16 protein-coding genes and 1 other RNA gene are annotated in these 15,686 nt (G+C 49.7%); 5 read left to right on the top strand and 12 right to left on the bottom strand.

The genetic code is table 11. The features are described 5' to 3' along the window. Positions 1-275: 275 nt before the first annotated feature. From BGP77_RS07880 to BGP77_RS07865, 4 genes are all read right to left on the bottom strand, one after another. Positions 276-785, bottom strand: coding sequence for a hypothetical protein (locus tag BGP77_RS07880; protein ID WP_108164157.1), 510 nt, complete (start codon positions 783-785; stop codon positions 276-278). A 243-nt stretch (positions 786-1,028) separates the two neighbouring features. Further along, a complete protein-coding gene (locus tag BGP77_RS07875) occupies positions 1,029-3,020 on the bottom strand; it encodes a hypothetical protein (protein ID WP_146171216.1) in 1,992 nt (663 codons plus the stop codon). Positions 3,021-3,325: 305 nt separating this feature from the next. Then, on the bottom strand, positions 3,326-3,637 hold the full coding sequence (locus tag BGP77_RS07870) for a hypothetical protein (RefSeq protein WP_108164155.1): 312 nt from the start codon (positions 3,635-3,637) through the stop codon (positions 3,326-3,328). 397 nt (positions 3,638-4,034) lie between these two features. Continuing rightward, the gene (locus tag BGP77_RS07865; RefSeq protein ID WP_146171215.1) at positions 4,035-4,511 is read right to left on the bottom strand and encodes a hypothetical protein; all 477 of its coding nucleotides are present in this window, start codon (positions 4,509-4,511) and stop codon (positions 4,035-4,037) included. Between the two features lie 1,024 nt (positions 4,512-5,535). Between BGP77_RS07865 and BGP77_RS07860 the strand changes: the two genes are divergently transcribed. Both BGP77_RS07860 and BGP77_RS07855 read left to right on the top strand, forming a co-directional pair. Beyond that, a complete protein-coding gene (locus BGP77_RS07860; protein WP_108164153.1) occupies positions 5,536-6,558 on the top strand; it encodes a YjgN family protein in 1,023 nt (340 codons plus the stop codon). A 54-nt stretch (positions 6,559-6,612) separates the two neighbouring features. Then, positions 6,613-7,638, top strand: coding sequence for a M48 family metallopeptidase (locus BGP77_RS07855; protein ID WP_108164152.1), 1,026 nt, complete (start codon positions 6,613-6,615; stop codon positions 7,636-7,638). Between the two features lie 843 nt (positions 7,639-8,481). Here BGP77_RS07855 and BGP77_RS07845 read toward each other — a convergent pair. The 3 genes from BGP77_RS07845 to BGP77_RS07835 all read right to left on the bottom strand — a co-directional run bounded on the left by BGP77_RS07845 (position 8,482) and on the right by BGP77_RS07835 (position 10,289). Next, positions 8,482-8,925, bottom strand: a complete 444-nt coding sequence (locus BGP77_RS07845; RefSeq protein ID WP_108164151.1) for a Panacea domain-containing protein — start codon at positions 8,923-8,925, stop codon at positions 8,482-8,484. A 123-nt stretch (positions 8,926-9,048) separates the two neighbouring features. Then, entirely contained in the window at positions 9,049-10,131 is a 1,083-nt protein-coding gene (locus tag BGP77_RS07840; RefSeq protein ID WP_108164150.1) for a site-specific integrase, read from the bottom strand. After that, positions 10,104-10,289, bottom strand: a complete 186-nt coding sequence (locus BGP77_RS07835) for an excisionase (protein WP_108164149.1) — start codon at positions 10,287-10,289, stop codon at positions 10,104-10,106. The genes BGP77_RS07840 and BGP77_RS07835 overlap by 28 nt, the downstream gene beginning before the upstream one ends. A gap of 121 nt (positions 10,290-10,410) precedes the next feature. Here BGP77_RS07835 and BGP77_RS07830 point away from each other — a divergent pair, with 121 nt between their 5' ends. Next, positions 10,411-11,370, top strand: a complete 960-nt coding sequence (locus BGP77_RS07830) for a hypothetical protein (RefSeq protein WP_108164148.1) — start codon at positions 10,411-10,413, stop codon at positions 11,368-11,370. Here the strand turns inward: BGP77_RS07830 and BGP77_RS07825 are convergent. The 5 genes from BGP77_RS07825 to smpB form a co-directional block, all read right to left on the bottom strand. Next, positions 11,359-11,670 (bottom strand): hypothetical protein, encoded by a 312-nt coding sequence (locus BGP77_RS07825; protein WP_108164147.1) that lies wholly within the window; start codon positions 11,668-11,670, stop codon positions 11,359-11,361. The two genes, BGP77_RS07830 and BGP77_RS07825, sit on opposite strands and share 12 nt — an antisense overlap. Beyond that, positions 11,663-11,908: a hypothetical protein gene (locus BGP77_RS07820; protein ID WP_108164146.1), complete on the bottom strand. Its 246-nt coding sequence runs from the start codon at positions 11,906-11,908 to the stop codon at positions 11,663-11,665. Before BGP77_RS07820 ends, BGP77_RS07825 begins: the two co-directional genes overlap by 8 nt. A 21-nt stretch (positions 11,909-11,929) precedes the next feature. Continuing rightward, positions 11,930-13,312 (bottom strand): replication endonuclease, encoded by a 1,383-nt coding sequence (locus BGP77_RS07815; protein ID WP_158269311.1) that lies wholly within the window; start codon positions 13,310-13,312, stop codon positions 11,930-11,932. A 164-nt stretch (positions 13,313-13,476) separates the two neighbouring features. Further along, positions 13,477-13,862, bottom strand: a transfer-messenger RNA (tmRNA) gene (gene ssrA / locus BGP77_RS07810). A gap of 177 nt (positions 13,863-14,039) precedes the next feature. Beyond that, the gene (gene smpB, locus BGP77_RS07805) at positions 14,040-14,525 is read right to left on the bottom strand and encodes an SsrA-binding protein SmpB (protein ID WP_108164145.1); all 486 of its coding nucleotides are present in this window, start codon (positions 14,523-14,525) and stop codon (positions 14,040-14,042) included. Between the two features lie 123 nt (positions 14,526-14,648). Between smpB and BGP77_RS07800 the strand changes: the two genes are divergently transcribed. Both BGP77_RS07800 and BGP77_RS07795 read left to right on the top strand, forming a co-directional pair. Next, entirely contained in the window at positions 14,649-14,990 is a 342-nt protein-coding gene (locus BGP77_RS07800) for a CidA/LrgA family protein (RefSeq protein ID WP_108164144.1), read from the top strand. Beyond that, positions 14,987-15,682 carry an LrgB family protein gene (locus tag BGP77_RS07795; protein WP_108164143.1) on the top strand — a complete coding sequence of 232 codons (696 nt, stop codon included), beginning with the start codon at positions 14,987-14,989 and terminating at the stop codon, positions 15,680-15,682. The genes BGP77_RS07800 and BGP77_RS07795 overlap by 4 nt, the downstream gene beginning before the upstream one ends. Positions 15,683-15,686: the final 4 nt, after the last annotated feature.

Here is a 15,686-nt window from a genome sequence, read left to right as displayed (position 1 = left end):
AACCCAGGTGATGACAGCCAAGAAAATACGGGTGTGGTGTTTATTTATTAGTGGGAATGAGAGACAGGGTAGAAAGGTGGGAAAGCCTGACCGGGGGTTGGGCTTTTTGAGTCTTACTCGTCGTCGAAAAAATCTCCATTAAAATTGGATTATCAGAAAAGTGTCCTATCAGTGCCAGGAACTCTATTGTTCCTGGCTCAAGCGCTCTGTCAGCAGTGGATTTTCCATCCTGCTCTAGTTTAAGTTAGCAGGCACCAAGATAGGCACATTAACAACTACCACCCATAAAATTCATTATGAGTCACCGTTTTAACTTCAACATCACCTGATGCAGCATTCACAAGAATATCGGTGGTTGTTGGGGTTTCTAAGTCATGACAATAAGGAGCCATGTCCTGCTTGGGCACTATCACTTCCGAGTCTAACGCCACTTCCACCCATGCCGTCATCGCCACACCGCAGGCACCTTGAAGGCTCATACTGCCAGGAGTAGGCCCAATACGAATTTGATAATCCTTCCCCGCTAACGAGCAAACTCGTTCTATCGAACTTAACGTACCGATCCGGTCATCACTTTCCATCGACTCAATAAATGACCAAGGTGACCAGCGGTTCTCAACGCCACTTTCAACCAACGCGTCGCCTTCCTCATTATAGGCGCCGCGATAATAGATTAAGAGTTCGTCTTCATCTTGGTTACATTCATATCCAATGACTACTCTGAAATAATCCGCATAAGACAGCGCAGGCATAATAACAAAAAGAAAACAGATGCACTTTTTCATAATTTCCTCCATAAATTACTGATCCCTGAACAATCAATTACTTTTATAGTGTAACTTTAGCTATTAAAACCCTTGATGATAAATATAAAATTAATATTTAACAAAAGTCACTTTTGAGACCAACCGCTAATCGCTAAAAACATGAAAAATAAATTTATAGCCGATACTGTTTTTAGCAGAAAAGAGCATCTAATCAACAGATAGCATGCATTGTTATTCATCGCGCCAACCATTAGCCCAATATCAAACAAACCTTGATTGACGATTTAACATCCTACGATTTTCCATTACATCAACCAGTGGTCGCAATCTGGTCACTATATTCCTAACTTCATAACCATTCAGATAGCTTTCATAATCTCGCAACGCGACTAAAATGCAACGCAAAGCACAATCTATTTGAAATGAATTATCACACCCGACCACTGACTCAGCAGCATGCTCATTAATTGATCTAACTAATGTGGGCATATCACTTGCCGAGAGGTAACTTAAATTCCCATGAAAATATGAATAATTCTTTATATTGGATTTCAAAAAAACATCAGCAATAGAAATGTATAACCCTTTATAAGTATCCAAATCAACAAAAATGTAATCCGGTGCTGCGTTAAAAAAACCTTGCAACCTTTCTAAGAGCGCCAAAAGACTGTCAATATCCTCAACATTATCTAGGTCACTTACCATATGAGGCTCATAAAAAGATGCAACATAGTTTTGAGGAACATAATTATTGAAGCCCGCATTTTTCTTTGATGAGAATATTCTTTCAAAAAAACCACCCGCCCTACTACTTTTTAATGACACTCTCCATTCCAGGGCCTTTGGTATAAGACTGTGAATCAACCAATCGTGAGTAGTTTTAGCATCCCAATAGCCCCTCGGGTTAATATTATCCCCTTTATTATCAAAAAAATATTTGCTGGGGTGCTGCCAAGCCAAAACCACTTCATCATCACTATTTCTAAAATTAGAAAACCATCCATCATACTTGTGTGGCTTAATGAATGCATGATGGCCAGCATCCATAGTTAAGGATGAACTTTTTGTATAGACCTTTAGGTAACCCGGACAGCTGTCAAATATAGCCCAACTGTCGCCATCATTATTATTAATAGCATCATGAGCATATGCAAAATCAAGAAGTAAGGACCATAGCCATCTCTTTACCCTGATTAAGGCAACATCTGTGCTTACACCTGTGTGATAATTAAAGAATTTTGACCTCCAAACCTCTTCTATATTATTAACTCTTTTTCTATATTCCTCCCAAAAGACATCAAATGCAGCACAAAGGCTTTCTGCTTCACCGAAACTAAGCTCTATCCGACAGTTTCCTATATCACAGTAATAACCATCAGAAAAATGTCTTTCGAGTAAGAAAGGTCTTTTCGATTGATCAATAGGGATGTTCACGCTACTAAAAAAAGATTGAATCAATTGCTCATGACTAAGTGTGATTGTCACATGAGAAAACCTTCCATTTCTAAACTCAACTTTGCAACTCGCACTATTATTATCTAAAGAGGGCAAAAATGCATAAATATTCACATGTTCATTTATAAACTCAAAGATATCTCCATATTGGTTTTTCTTAGGTTCGACATAATCATTCCAGCTAGTAGGTTCTTTAAACTCCCAAATGCCATATTTTTCCAAGTGCCATAAACCAACATCTCCATACAAAAGTTGAGTCCAAGCCGGGTGGAAATATTTATATACTAACTCCGGGAATTCTTTTATCCACCTATCAAGGGTCACAGAGGGAATGATTTTATAATTAATCGACTTATCCGATAATGCACTAGCCTCTCGTTGCCAAAGTATAATTTCATCAGCTGAAATGTTTTCAGCCACAAAAACATTAAACTCTGTTATTTCAAGCCCCCAAGATTCATAGTAATGTAAGAACCTCGATACAGTTTTTTTGTACTCTGCAATACTAAATGAACCAACCCTTTTTACTTCATACAAAGCATATTTATTGGAAGAACCGCCACTCTCTTTTACAAAGATATCAGCGCCATACTGTTTTTGTCCTGAAACGCCTATCGGAAGAATATCAACAATATTTGTATTTAGTTCAGATTCATATTTCTTCCAAAGAAGCTCACAACAAAACCGCTCAAAAATGCGTGGCTCAAGCATATTAAACGGAAGATTCTTATCATCGTGTGTAGCAGGGGCCTTTACTTTCTTAATCTCGATACTTTCTAGGAAGCCTGGTAATTTCATTAAAAACCTATTTATCATCTACATCCAATTTTAGGTTACTCTTCTAGAGTGCATTAGGTATTTCCTTGCCGCCCCAGAAAATATTTCCAGCATTCTATAAGAGCCAATGGTCACTTAGACGATGACATCAAATATTAATATTTAACAGCCAATGCAACCGTAAATACTATACAATGAAATAGTATGACACCGTATTATTTATAAAGCGCTATATATTCCTATAAATATTTCCTTGAAGAGCAAAATATCAGCTCAACATTAATTTATTGCTTAATTCAATACCCCATTATGGCAATCGGAATCTATCATTCCACAACTGCACCCGTACCACTCTCAACAAACCAGTCTCTAATACGCGCTGCAATCTCTTGCCTCTCCACCGGCTCTATAATTCGCCATCGTTGTTCCGAAGGGTTAGCCACATAAAGCGTATTGCAGTGAACGGTTATCCATGCCGCCGTATTACTATCGAGCCCGCTTCGCGTAATCTCACCTTCCACATAAAACACACCATCAAAGTACTTCACCTGCTCACCACGGTTAATTACCTGAACAACATAGCCTTTGGCTTTTAGCTGATGTTCAAGCAGTTTTTCTCGTTTCGCTTTCTTATCCATGTTTTCACATCAAGACCGCACGCTACCGCCCAGCCGGATACAGAGCACGCCAAGCGTTTGAATTGTCGAGTGTTTGTAGAGCTCGGCTAGGATGACGCTTTTATGTGACGTGGTTCAAGGCTAGGTAGCGCGCTTGTGTCCGCTTTTCGCGTTGGGACAAGTGGGTCGGTGCATCCACAAGGAGCGGTTGGCGGGGAACGGATTGAAAGCGGTCGTTGGGAGTGAGTATGTGGGCGCTACAGGGTGGCGGGGTGGTGCTTACAACAAAGCCACCGAGCGATGCGGTGTCCCGTCGCTCGGTGGCTTTTTAATAGGTGTCACATCCTATTCTTGTTCAGCCTGTCGACACCCCGCGCTAAAACGCCGCCTGGCTGGAGGTCTTCGCTGACGTTTCTTTTCAACACTCCAGCGGGTGAGCTGTGCGTTGCTGCTGCAACAGCCGAAGTACTTCGCGGTTGTAGTTGGCGGTATCGAATGTGGCTCGCATCACCTGCCCCAAGGCGATGAATAAAATGCCAGTGAGAATAGCGCCGACACTCGGGGCAACAGCCACCACCAACAACTTTATAAAGGCTAAGGTGCCACTGCCATAAGAGGCAACGCTGACGCACAAAGCAACAATTCCGCCCACCAAGGCTACCCAGCCGACGGCTGAAATCAGGTTGGCGATGATGATGGCGAAGATGTATTTCTGCTGCGGTTCAGGGGTTTCGTGTGTGGTGGTTTTTGGGTCGATATGCCATTGGTCGCCGATGCGCTCACCGGCATAGTCGCCCGCCTTTATTTTGCGGATAACCTGGTCGGCGGTCATGTTGTTTTGCTGGGCGTATTGCTCCACAGGTACAAGATGTTGGGTAGAAGGGATATGGGTCATTTAAACACTCCATTGTTTGGATGAGGGGAACACCTCACAACTCCGGTGAGATGTCCTGATAGCAACCTTTGCCATTTCGTTCGTTCAACCGATCGGTCGCCCAGCCAATCGCCTGAAAGAGACGGATGTATCTAACGGAGAGCGGTTTTGCTTGTCAATTGAGACCGGCCACGGCTTAAAGGGCTTGAGATGCGCCGCACGAATTGCTCTGGTCGGTGTTCCTGCGCGGGAACTCGAAATAGAACCGTGACTGACCTCTCACCTTTATCAAATACCACGCTTTTCACACGGTTTTCGCCATTTCCTGACACTTCGACGCCTGCTTTTCAAACGATTTTTCACACGCTTGCTCTGTAGAGTGCTTCGCCAGGTTCGGTTGCAACGGCCTAAAGTCGCATGAAGATTTGCCCTGTTAAAGGTGGCAGCAACCGATGGCGTTCATCGAATTGGTTATTAAAGGTTAAAGAGATATGACTCGTGCTATTCACAAGGATGGAACTTTAAACACAGGGAGGCGTTGGCGCTTACGCACCCACTTGTTCGCCACGGTGGTCGATGCATCGCCTGCTTCATTGCGGGCAGTCACTGAACACGCAGCGCCGAGCCAACCCGTCGCCCGCTTTATGAATTGGGTGCCGGCTTTTGTGATGGGGTGTGGGTTTCTGGTGCGCCGGTTTTCACCCTCGCGCTGTCTGCCGGCTGGCTGTGGTTTTTAGGGGGGAAGGCTCTTTAAGAAGTGCCGCCACCGTGCTCGGAGGCGATTAAGGAATCTCAACTTTGCCCTGCCATCCCGTCGTGATCTTTTGGGTCAGGTTGTACTTATCGGTGCCGTTGGGTTGCATGATATTGCCCCACCCCAAAGCCGTCATTGCCACCCGAACAGGCGCACATCTGTCCGCTATTGGGCGAATTCATGCTTTATCAAGATTTTGTAAAGAGGTAATGTTCAAGATCGTTCCATGAAGGATCGACAGGCCGAAAAGCCTGCGTAGTGATTCAATCTGATAGCGAACAAGGAAGCAGTATGACGAGCCAATCCCCCACCGATGCTCCAGTCAATTCCCCATCTACTCCGGAACAGATTCCCGTTACCTTCAATGGCAGTGGCGCCGAATACTTCGGCATCTGGATTGTTAATATCGCACTATCAATACTGACCTTAGGCATTTATTCCGCCTGGGCGAAGGTCCGTAACAAGCGGTACTTCTATGGTAATACCGACGTTGCCGGTGCCTCTTTTGAGTACCTAGCCACGGGCGGCCAAATTCTGAAAGGTCGGCTGATTGCGCTGGCGGCGTTTATCGTCGTCTATGTGTTGCTTATCTTTGTTTCGCCGCTCTTTTTCTTGCTGGCGATTTTTCTGGGCACGCCCTGGTTGATCAATGCAGGCCTGCGATTCAATGCTCGCTATTCTGCCTACCGAGGGGTGCGCTTCCGGTTCACAGGCACCTATTGGGGCGCTTTTAAGGCGTTTATTCTGGTCCCGATGCTCGGCCCAATTACCTTGGGCTTCATGATGCCGTATGCCCTGCACTATACCGCTCGGTACGTGGTCACTAACCACGCCTATGGCACCGAAAGCTTCAACTTTACCGCCCAGGTTGGGGATTATGTGAAGATTGTGCTGACCATGGTGGCCGTATTTTTTGCCGCCATGGCTTGCATCATCATCGGCTTCAGTGCCATGGCCGCTCCCGTAATTATTGCCGGTTATCTGGCCATTTACAGCCTGCCTCTGATCATCAAACCATTGAATTTCAACGTGTACTGGCCGGGCGTTAACCTGAAGGGCAACAGCTTTGAAGCCAATATGTCGGTAGTTCGCTTTATCTGGGTCTTCCTCAGCAGTTCCTTTATGGTCTTGATCACCTTGGGCTTGTTGTTTCCCTGGGCCAAGGTTCGTATGGCGCGCTTGAATGCAAGTGCCCTCACCTTCCTGCACGCGGGTAACCTCGGCAGCATTGCCGCCAGCCAGGCGAAAGAAATGTCGGCGGTGGGTGAAGAACTGGGCGACGTTTACGATGTGGATATTGGATTTGGCATCTAACAAACCCGTTGCTGGCCGCCACGGGCGGTCGGCACCACCAGGCAGTCTTTTGCAATGACCCAAACCTTCAACGCCCACTTCTACCCCGAAGGCTTCGCCGACAGCCAAGACGTTTCTGTTTTGCTCGATGCCGCTGGCTGGCTGAATTTTAAAGCCTTCGGCCGGAAGTACCGGTGCTCGTTCGATAAGGTCACCGTCAGTGATCGGCTGGGCCGGGCACCTCGCTTCCTGATGTTGCCCGATATCGGACAACTGGAAACCCGAGACAACGACTTCATTGATATGGCCCTGCGTCACTTTGGTCACCCGAGCAAACGCATGCTCTGGTTGCCAAGACTGGAACGCACGCCCTCGTGGATTCTCGGCTTGCTGATTGTGGTGGTGGTTACCGGTTGGGCTACTTACCGCCATGGCATTCCGGCCATGGCCAAGGCAACCGCGCCCTTAGTGCCGGACAAAGTGCGGGAACTGGCAGGGAAGGAATCGTTGGAGTGGATGGAACGCAGCTGGCTCGCCCCAACCACACTCAGTGAAGAACGCCAGCAAGCACTTCGCCAAGCGTTCGATGACCATTTTGGCGACTCGTTAAACGGGCTCAATGTACGCGTGCTGTTTTACAACAGCGAAGGCGTAGGCGCCAATGCCTTTGCCTTGCCCGACGGCAGTTTGATCTTCACCGATCAATTCGTAGAGCTGGTTAGCGAAGACGAATTCCTGGCCGTCGCCGCACACGAAATTGGCCATGTTCAACACGATCACGGCATGCGCGGCATCATCAGTTCCTCTACGCTGGTCGCAACCACCATGCTGATGACCGGCGACAGCGAAGCCCTTTCTGAAATCATCGTTACCGCGCCTTATGCTCTGGCTCAGCTTTCCTATTCGCGCGACATGGAACGCGAAGCCGACACCACAGCCATGGAACTGATGCAAGCCGCCGGCCTGAACCGCCGAGCCTTCGCCTCGGCCTTGCGCAAGATGATGGCAAGCCATGGTGCTAGTAAGGGAGACGCCAAGGTCTGGGAAGAATATCTGTCCAGTCATCCGGCAACGGATGAGCGGATTCGGCGGTTTGAGTAGGTTAGGATGTTTGGTGGCTTCGGGCCGGCGGCTGGCAGGACTTGGGGCTTTGCCCCGTCCCCTTCGGCTGGGCTGGCACACCAGCGCCTTCGGCGGTCCAAATCGGCAGTGTCGGTTTGTTGAGCCCGACTGGTTTTGTGGAATGGGCTCGATAGGTGGTTTCGGGCCGACGGCGGGCAGGATTCGGCCCATTCGGGGCCTCACCCCTACGGGGCGCCCTTTGGGCGTCCAAATCGGCTGCTCGCCAATTTGTCGAACCCGACGCGGTGAAGCGAACGACGCTCGCTGTCTGCTGATCAACAAAAAAGGCCACCCGTTGGGTGGCCTTTTTTGTTGATTGGTGGAGGCGGCGGGGATCGAATCTTGCATAAACTCTTACCTTTCAGATAGTTAGATCAACATGTGTCTGTTTAGTGCCTAACCGTGGTCGTACAATTTAAATTTAGAATCAAACCACAACACGTAAAAAATATCCTGAATCCTATAACCAACCATAGCCCTCTTACCATTGTATCGAAAGGCAATTAACTGGCTCACTTCTTCAGTAATAAATGGGGGAATCGGAGCACGTATAGCGCTTTTGCTTATTTTTTCGTAACCAAGCCCATGCCTACCAGCACTCCTCATCTCTGACCATGTCATGGTACGCCTAACAAACATGGCTTCGGAAAACTGACGCTTACACTCATTTGATAAACTGGAGAAACAGAATTTTCCATCCTGCAACTTTTCAAGGGAGAACTTTGGGGGCCTTTTATCAAAATCTGGCGGATCTTTCGCCTGGACGTTCTTCCCTTCATTAGCCGCAGGCGTCTGGATTCTATTTTTTCTTCCCTTAGCCAATTATTTCAACCTAGTTTTAAAATATTCAGCCATCTCATCTACTGGAATCTCACCGGCTTCAGAAGAATGATTGAGCCACGGGCTTTCTTCATGGGTCATATTCCTCAACTTCCACGGAGAGAACTGACTAAATACCTGAAAAACCTCCTGGATCAAATCAGCTTCTTCATCAGCTAAGTCAAATCCGGACTTTTCATCAAAAGGAATAGGGTTAGCACCAAAGCCCTTATACTGGTGGTACAGTTCAACCACCACTGGACCATGAGTCCAAGCTTCAATTCTGCTTTCAAATAGAGGCTTGCCGTCGTTCAAGGCAGCAAAAAAACCTTGAGCATAATAAGCAAGCTTCTGAAGCTTCAGATTTGAGATGTTACCAACTTCTTCATCAGCTTCTTGCTGATCGAGAAAAAGGAGATAGTTTGCGACATCTTGAACATTTGCCATGACTGCCTCCTGTAGATGTTAAATTTGGGGGTGCGGTATAGTATTCACTATTAGTTACTATTCAAGCATATACTTCAACTTTAAAATACTTTTTAGTTATAAAAAAAGTATTTTTATCATAATTTAGATCTCAATCCATCTCCCATAAACTTTTCTAATCATTCCCCAATCTGAATGCCCCATCTGGTTAGCGACTTTGAGGGGGTTTTCGCCACCTGATAACAACCACGATGCATATGAATGTCGAGTTTGATATGGCTTTCGATATCTAACGCCTGACTTCCGAATAGCCTTCATCCAGACTCGCTTCCTGACTACTTGATCATTTTTCCAGCGTTTTAATAGCTTGGGGTCGAAGAACACAAAACCATCTGAATTGGCCTGCCGTTTGAATTGATCCTCCAACGCCTTCTTCGCCATCGGCAGCAATTCGACACTGCGCCAGCCGGATTTCGTCTTTGTTTCTTTAATAATCCCTCGAACGCAGGCACTGCGCACATGGACAACGTTTCGCTCGATGTCGACGTTCTCCCATCTGAGCGCGATCAGTTCTGACGTTCTCAGGCCGGAATAGAACGCAAACTGATAGAAGTTCCGCTCTACCCCTTCCAGCGCCTCGATGATCTTTTGTGCTTCAGCTTTGGTGAATGGCTCTGGCTCAGAACGTACCTGCTTGGCACTGCGTACCCGGTCCATGGGGTTTCTATCGATTAGGCCCTCGAACAAGGCATCTTCGAATGCCTGGCGCAGCGGGATTAGGATATTGTTCTTGCGCTTGCCGGATAAGCGCAGCTCTGTGAGCCAGTCTTCGATCTGTGAGGTTTTCAGCTCTGCGACACGCATGGCTCCGAACCTTGGTATCAAGTGGTATCGCACCGCTGAACTGTAGTCCTTCAACGTGCTGTAGGCAGCTCGGTTGGCGACTCGCTTGAGCCAGTCGTTCAGCAGCTTGTCGACCGTGATCAGATGGCCGGCCTTGGATGACAGGCGCATGGCGTGTTTGCTATTAGGGAAGTGATCAAGGTAGTCAAATTTGCCCATTGCGATGTCGTGCTTTACCGCTTCCAGCAGCCGGGCGGCTGCTTTGATGTTGGGCGTGCTGGGTTCCATTCTAAGCGTTTCGCGGTACCGCTGGCCCTGATAGGAAAAACTGACCTGGACACTGTTTCCCCGGACGGTCACGCCTCTTGGCAACTTACGATCCACTTCTCGACCTCCTCCACATTGATCATCAGTCGTCCGTCGGGTGCGCGATAGACATGTTTTTGTAGTCGCCAAACACCTTTTTTGATCTTCTGGCGAATAGCTTCTTGGGTATATCCTGATAGCTCCGAATAGCGTTTGATGGTGACGAACCGGCGCATGGCTCGAATCCTGTTTCAATGGGTTCTCGACCAGTCTCAATTGGTCTGGCATTAACCGGACGGGCCCGAACCGGTACACAACCGGTTAGCGACTCGAAAATTCAGGGTTAGGGAGACCCCAATGGAAAACAGAACAGATGGCTTAGTGGTACAGGTTGCCCACGCAACCCTCGAAATTCTGAGCGACCTCGACGAAGTCGATTCCAGTAGCAAACCCCTCGAACTGCTTGAGAGCCTTGTCTCGCTTACGAAAGAACGGATTAGCCAACGGCTAGACGTCGACAAAATCGGATTCACCTTCGACGACCTGGCGAAACAGATGATTCGGCCACAGGACAAAGAACACTCCCGTCGCTACGTCAATCGGCACCTCAAAGAGCTGAACAAGTTGCTCAGCCAGTACGAAGCCAAGATCACTCGCGAGCTCCAAAAGCGGAGTTACCGTGAATATCTTGCTATTGCGGAAGTCACCGAAAGCAAGCGAAAGTACCTTCACCTGGATACAAAGCCGATTGGATCACCGACCAAATCACAACCCATCCAGGATTCGGACAAAGCCATCGAGTACCATATTTATTCCGCTCCAAAACCTAACCGTTTGGTATCTCGAATCGGTGTTTTGGCTCTAAGCAAATCCAAAGGCGCACTTTGGAGCCTTCCTTTGTTTGGTCTCAGCATTAGTCTGTTGACGTTCCTAGCGTCCCTGTTTCCCGGCTTCATGCTCTGGGGGCCAGGGTTGCCTTTAATTTTCAGTGCCGTATTTGCCATTACTAGCTGGCTCGTCAATCCAATCTACTTGGCAGTGGAACGAGGAATCTCCATAGCGCCGACTTGGCTTTCTGAATCCTTTGTCCGCACTTCCTTTTTCACACTTGAACCCCTCGACTCCTTGTCGAGCCAAAAGGTATTGCGCATCAAAACTTTTGAAGCCAACTGCCCCATCTGTAACGGGTCCGTGTTCATTCAAAAAGGCAAAAGGCACCTCAAGGGACGCTTTGTAGGTCAGTGCCAATACAGCCCTGAACATCTGTACACCTTTGATCACATGACCCTATCTGGCCGCTACGCACTACAACCTTAAAGGCTCCCAGTCACCGGGTAGCCAGCCTTTAACGTCAACCGGATCTACTCTTAAAATATTGGGGTCACCCTGACGCTCACCGGCAAACGCAAGTGGTTTGCCTTCTTCGGGTTCATCGTCGAAAAAGACTTCACGTGTATAACCATCCTTTCCATACCAGCCTTTAATAGTGATCACGGAGAGACGGTCGTAATAAGGATGTGCCCAAGACTTCATGGTGAACGGGAAGTCACATCCGGCAGCCTGGTATATTTCCAAAGCGGTATAGGTATCTTCGAATTCGATGCGCGAATCAGTCATCGATCACCTCTAGGCTGGCTCTTACTTCAGAGAGGGTGTACTGACGCACGCCTTCCATGAATTTGATGATCAATTCGACTTCGTCGTTCATAGTCAGTACGCCAACAATGACGCCTCGCTGTGAAGGGCGATAACGCTCTGATTCTGGTTTGGTACGTTCGGCCACTGTGTAATTCAGGTACTGAACGGCTGACTCGATTGAAAAAGTAGGTGTCAAAAGTGTCTTGATGGGCTGCATCTAATCGCTCCGTACAGTTATTTACACAAGTCCAAGATGTCCGCTCAGACTGATAGGGTTGCCGTCCTGCCGGCCGGCAAGCCCTATCACCTTGAGCGGATCGAATTGGGTTCCCAGCCAATGACGTAGCCGGGTAGGCTGGCGTAAGACCCCGGCACACACTCCGATCACCCTGGCGGGCAAATCTTCTCCATAACGATTCTTAAGCGATGACCAAACTTCACCGGTGCGACGGTTAACCGCTTCAGTGTGTGCTTTCATTAACTGAACGCCAAAGCCCCCTCCACAGTCCTGTGGCAGGTCCATAGCCTCCATAAAACGAAACCAATCACCCTCATCCGCGGCTGCGATTGCCGATCCCATAGAGCCACTGGTATTCATGCCGGACAGGCGTCGAAGTTCACGCCATACCCCCACAGGCGGGCCACCAATGAAGTCGAACTGATGGATGCCCCAGGTACTCGCCCAGGCACGAATTCGAGAGGCAGTGTCTTTGAACGGTCGCCCTTCTTTGTCGAAATCGAGGCCCGCGCCGTCGATGTTTTTAGAAACGTACTTGGCAACGTAACCAGCGGCAGTCCCTCGACTCGGATCGATACGCACGATTTTGAGCCGATAGGGCAGCAGCTCCGGCGAAGCGCCGTCTTTAAGAACGTAGTTCGTGAACACTTCTTCAATCTGGTCTCGCTGTGATTGATCGACGAACAACATCAGGTGCCAATGCGGGGTGCCGTCGTGATGAGGCTCAACAACCCGAAGGCCAAAGGGAGCTATGTCGTCACGGTGAAACTTTGATCGGATGCTGGCCCACAGCCCAACTAGGTGTTTGTTCCCTTGCTTCGGTGTTGAGCCATTGAACTTGGAGTTGCAGTGACCTTCTTTAAGTGAGGCGTGGTATTCCGACGGGAGAGTGAGAGTAACGAATAGGCCGACTTGGCCATGGGCTTGAGCGTATTCCTCCATGCCACGAACACGCGTCATCAGTTCCGCCCGCCGGTTAGCAGGGTTGGCTATGGTGGAATCGCTGATCTCAGCCAATGACAGGTTCACGCCGTCCTGGCTTTGCAGGTAGGTGCGGAGGAGGTATTCACGGCTCAGCTTCTGGCAATGCTGATAGAGGTTATAGGTGTGACTGGAGACATAGGCGCAACGCTTATGGTGAACGTGGCCGATCTGACGGTAGCTATTCTCGATCTGCCGTTGACAGTGCTTGTGAAGATTCCTGCGCCACCATGACGCCTCACGCAAACGCGACAGACAGCCAGTCACCGTTCTGCCTTGCTTTGGATCGGGTGCCGTTAAACCGATGAAGTCAGCCAGCTCGGAACCGTAAGCTAACGCTTCGGCCGGGTCGTCTAAGCGTTTAAACGTCCAATGGACATGGCGAGCCAGCGACGCTGACAAGAGACGGACTGAATCGGTCGAGCCTGGGCTTGTGCCCAATTTGTGCCATTTTGGAGACCCACGGAGACTTTCACAGACCAACTGGCAAAACTGCCGAGCGTTCTGAAAGCCGCATGGTAGAGGGGTGGAAAGGGGGAGGGGCTGGCCTAGACCAGCCCCGTAATTGGTGGAGGCGGCGGGGATCGAACCCGCGTCCGCAAGTCCTCCATTCTCGGTCCTACATGCTTAGTCTCTTCTTTAATTTACCCTTGCCGTTACCGAAGGACAGGTGCGACTCGGGGAGCCTGGGATGTTTGTTTAACAGCTCCGGCCCAGACAACCTTCACTGCGATCCTGAATTTTTGACAGTCAGTTGGGCCGTTCAGGCACAGCCCAGTGACTGCCGGACCGGTTAAGGGGTCCAGTTTTGAAGGATTAGGCTGCTAGAGCGTAACCTTCGTAGTTGTCATCGTTTGCAACTATGAGTTTGCAGCTTTGGTTTTACGAGATTCGCTACCATCTCGGCATGCACCTTGAACTTTGTAACCCGCGTCGAAGCCATGTCGCCCCCGAAAACGGTTCACCGAAAGTTCCGGTGGTCTCGGCTTAATGCTGCCGATGGTCGGTGATTTCAAGGCCCGTCTGCGTTGGCAGCAGGCCCCGGAATCGCCGGGTGGCGGAGTCTAGCACGCCACCCTCTGTTAAAACATCTTTCAATACACAACCCAAACAGGCTGCGTTATCGCAATCAGGTGTTATAGGCTTTCATCACCCGTTCTTTCTGGCGGTTCCAGTCGCGCTCTTTCATGGTGGCGCGTTTGTCGTGCAGCTTTTTACCTTTCACCAAGGCAATGTCAGCTTTCACGTTGTTGCGCTTCCAGAACAGCGATAAGCACACCACGGTGTAGCCTTGCTGTTCGGACTGGCCTTTCAGCTTGTCGATTTCACGGCGGTGCATCAGCAGTTTGCGGGTGCGTGTCGGATCCGCGATCACGTGGGTGGAGGCGGTGTTCAGCGGCGTGAAGTGGGCACCAATCAGCCAGGCTTCGTCGTCTTTGAAGATGACGTAGCTGTCTACTAATTGCGCCTTGCCTTCGCGCAGGCTTTTGACTTCCCAGCCCATCAGTTGCAGGCCCGCTTCGACTTTTTCGGCAATCTCATAGTCGTGGCGTGCCTTCTTGTTCTGGGCAATGGTACTGCTGCCGGGTTGCGGCTTTTTCTTGGCTTTACTCATAACCGTCCATTATACAGGCCCGGGTGCCACCAGGGCTATATGGCGCAACACTGTCTTCGTGCATTTGCTGGGCTCAACCGCAGCGATTGAGTCACAATAGGCATCCGTGGAGGGTGGTGCGCTATGTTATTCGGGTTTTTCATACTGATGGTTTACTGGCTGCTCGGTGAGCTGATAACCGCAGCCATCGGTTGGCCGGTGCCGGGCAATGTGGTCGGCCTGGTGCTGCTGTGGATCAGCCTGACCATTTACCGACGTGTGCCCGAAGGCTTGGCCGATGCCAGCCGCTCGCTGATCCGTTATCTCACCTTGCTGTTTGTGCCCGCCGGTGTGGGGCTGATTCAGCATTGGGATCGGCTGATGAGCCATGGTTTGTGGATGATCCTGATCATTACCATCAGCACCGTCGGCGCGGCGTTGGTGATGATCGGCCTGTTCAAACTGCTGAAGGCACCCGGCGCATGATTGCTTCGATTCAAACCCTGCTGGCCATCAGTATGACCGTGGGCGTCTATTTGGCGGCCGAACAGCTGTATATCAAGGCCAGGCGCAGCCCACTGGTGCATCCGGTGATCGTCAGCATTTTCACCTTGATGGGCGCGATCACCCTGCTCGGCTGGGATTACTCGCAATACCAGCACGACACCCGCTTTATTCATTTTCTACTGGGCCCGGCGACCGTGGCTTTGGCGGTGCCGCTGCACGAGAACATGGCGCTGATTCGCAAGATGGCAGTGCCCTTATTACTGGCTTGTTTCAGTGGCGCATTAGTGGCTTCGGCCAGCGCGGTCATGCTGGCGTGGTGGATCACCGGTGATGACGTACTGGCGCTGAGCATGAGCGCTAAGTCGATCACCACACCCATTGCCATCGGCATGGCCGACAGCCTGGGTGGCAGCGGCTCGCTGGCGGCGGGTTTGGTGTTGCTGGCTGGTGCCGTGGGCACTCTGGTATTACCCGGTTTAATGCGGATGTGTCGTCTGCACGACCACGCCTTGTATGGCTTTGTGCTGGGCGTAACGGCACACGGCTTCGGCACCGCTCAGGCGTTTGAGAAGTCGATTACCTGCGGTGCCTTTGCTGGCCTGGCGATGAGTTTAACCGGGGTCATCACCGCCTTTCTGGTACCGCCGCTGGTGCCGTTTTGGTTGCTGTGAGGCG

The organism is Saccharospirillum sp. MSK14-1 (genome assembly GCF_003054965.1).
Taxonomy (GTDB): Bacteria; Pseudomonadota; Gammaproteobacteria; order Pseudomonadales; family Natronospirillaceae; genus Saccharospirillum.
The sequence above is the reverse complement of the archived record's forward strand: the minus strand, read 5'-3'. Positions and strand labels throughout refer to the sequence as shown.

What these genes read in the sequence shown, in the direction of transcription:
- BGP77_RS07880 (WP_108164157.1), bottom strand. Translation starts at nt 785, where the DNA reads ATGAAAAAGTGCATCTGTTTTCTTTTTGTTATTATGCCTGCGCTGTCT.
- BGP77_RS07875 (WP_146171216.1), bottom strand. Translation starts at nt 3,020, where the DNA reads ATGAAATTACCAGGCTTCCTAGAAAGTATCGAGATTAAGAAAGTAAAG.
- BGP77_RS07820 (WP_108164146.1), bottom strand. Translation starts at nt 11,908, where the DNA reads ATGCAGCCCATCAAGACACTTTTGACACCTACTTTTTCAATCGAGTCA.
- BGP77_RS07855 (WP_108164152.1), top strand. Translation starts at nt 6,613, where the DNA reads ATGACCCAAACCTTCAACGCCCACTTCTACCCCGAAGGCTTCGCCGAC.
- BGP77_RS07865 (WP_146171215.1), bottom strand. Translation starts at nt 4,511, where the DNA reads ATGACCCATATCCCTTCTACCCAACATCTTGTACCTGTGGAGCAATAC.
- smpB (WP_108164145.1), bottom strand. Translation starts at nt 14,525, where the DNA reads ATGAGTAAAGCCAAGAAAAAGCCGCAACCCGGCAGCAGTACCATTGCC.
- BGP77_RS07825 (WP_108164147.1), bottom strand. Translation starts at nt 11,670, where the DNA reads ATGACTGATTCGCGCATCGAATTCGAAGATACCTATACCGCTTTGGAA.
- BGP77_RS07800 (WP_108164144.1), top strand. Translation starts at nt 14,649, where the DNA reads ATGTTATTCGGGTTTTTCATACTGATGGTTTACTGGCTGCTCGGTGAG.
- BGP77_RS07860 (WP_108164153.1), top strand. Translation starts at nt 5,536, where the DNA reads ATGACGAGCCAATCCCCCACCGATGCTCCAGTCAATTCCCCATCTACT.
- BGP77_RS07795 (WP_108164143.1), top strand. Translation starts at nt 14,987, where the DNA reads ATGATTGCTTCGATTCAAACCCTGCTGGCCATCAGTATGACCGTGGGC.
- BGP77_RS07845 (WP_108164151.1), bottom strand. Translation starts at nt 8,925, where the DNA reads ATGGCAAATGTTCAAGATGTCGCAAACTATCTCCTTTTTCTCGATCAG.
- BGP77_RS07835 (WP_108164149.1), bottom strand. Translation starts at nt 10,289, where the DNA reads ATGCGCCGGTTCGTCACCATCAAACGCTATTCGGAGCTATCAGGATAT.
- BGP77_RS07870 (WP_108164155.1), bottom strand. Translation starts at nt 3,637, where the DNA reads ATGGATAAGAAAGCGAAACGAGAAAAACTGCTTGAACATCAGCTAAAA.
- BGP77_RS07830 (WP_108164148.1), top strand. Translation starts at nt 10,411, where the DNA reads ATGGAAAACAGAACAGATGGCTTAGTGGTACAGGTTGCCCACGCAACC.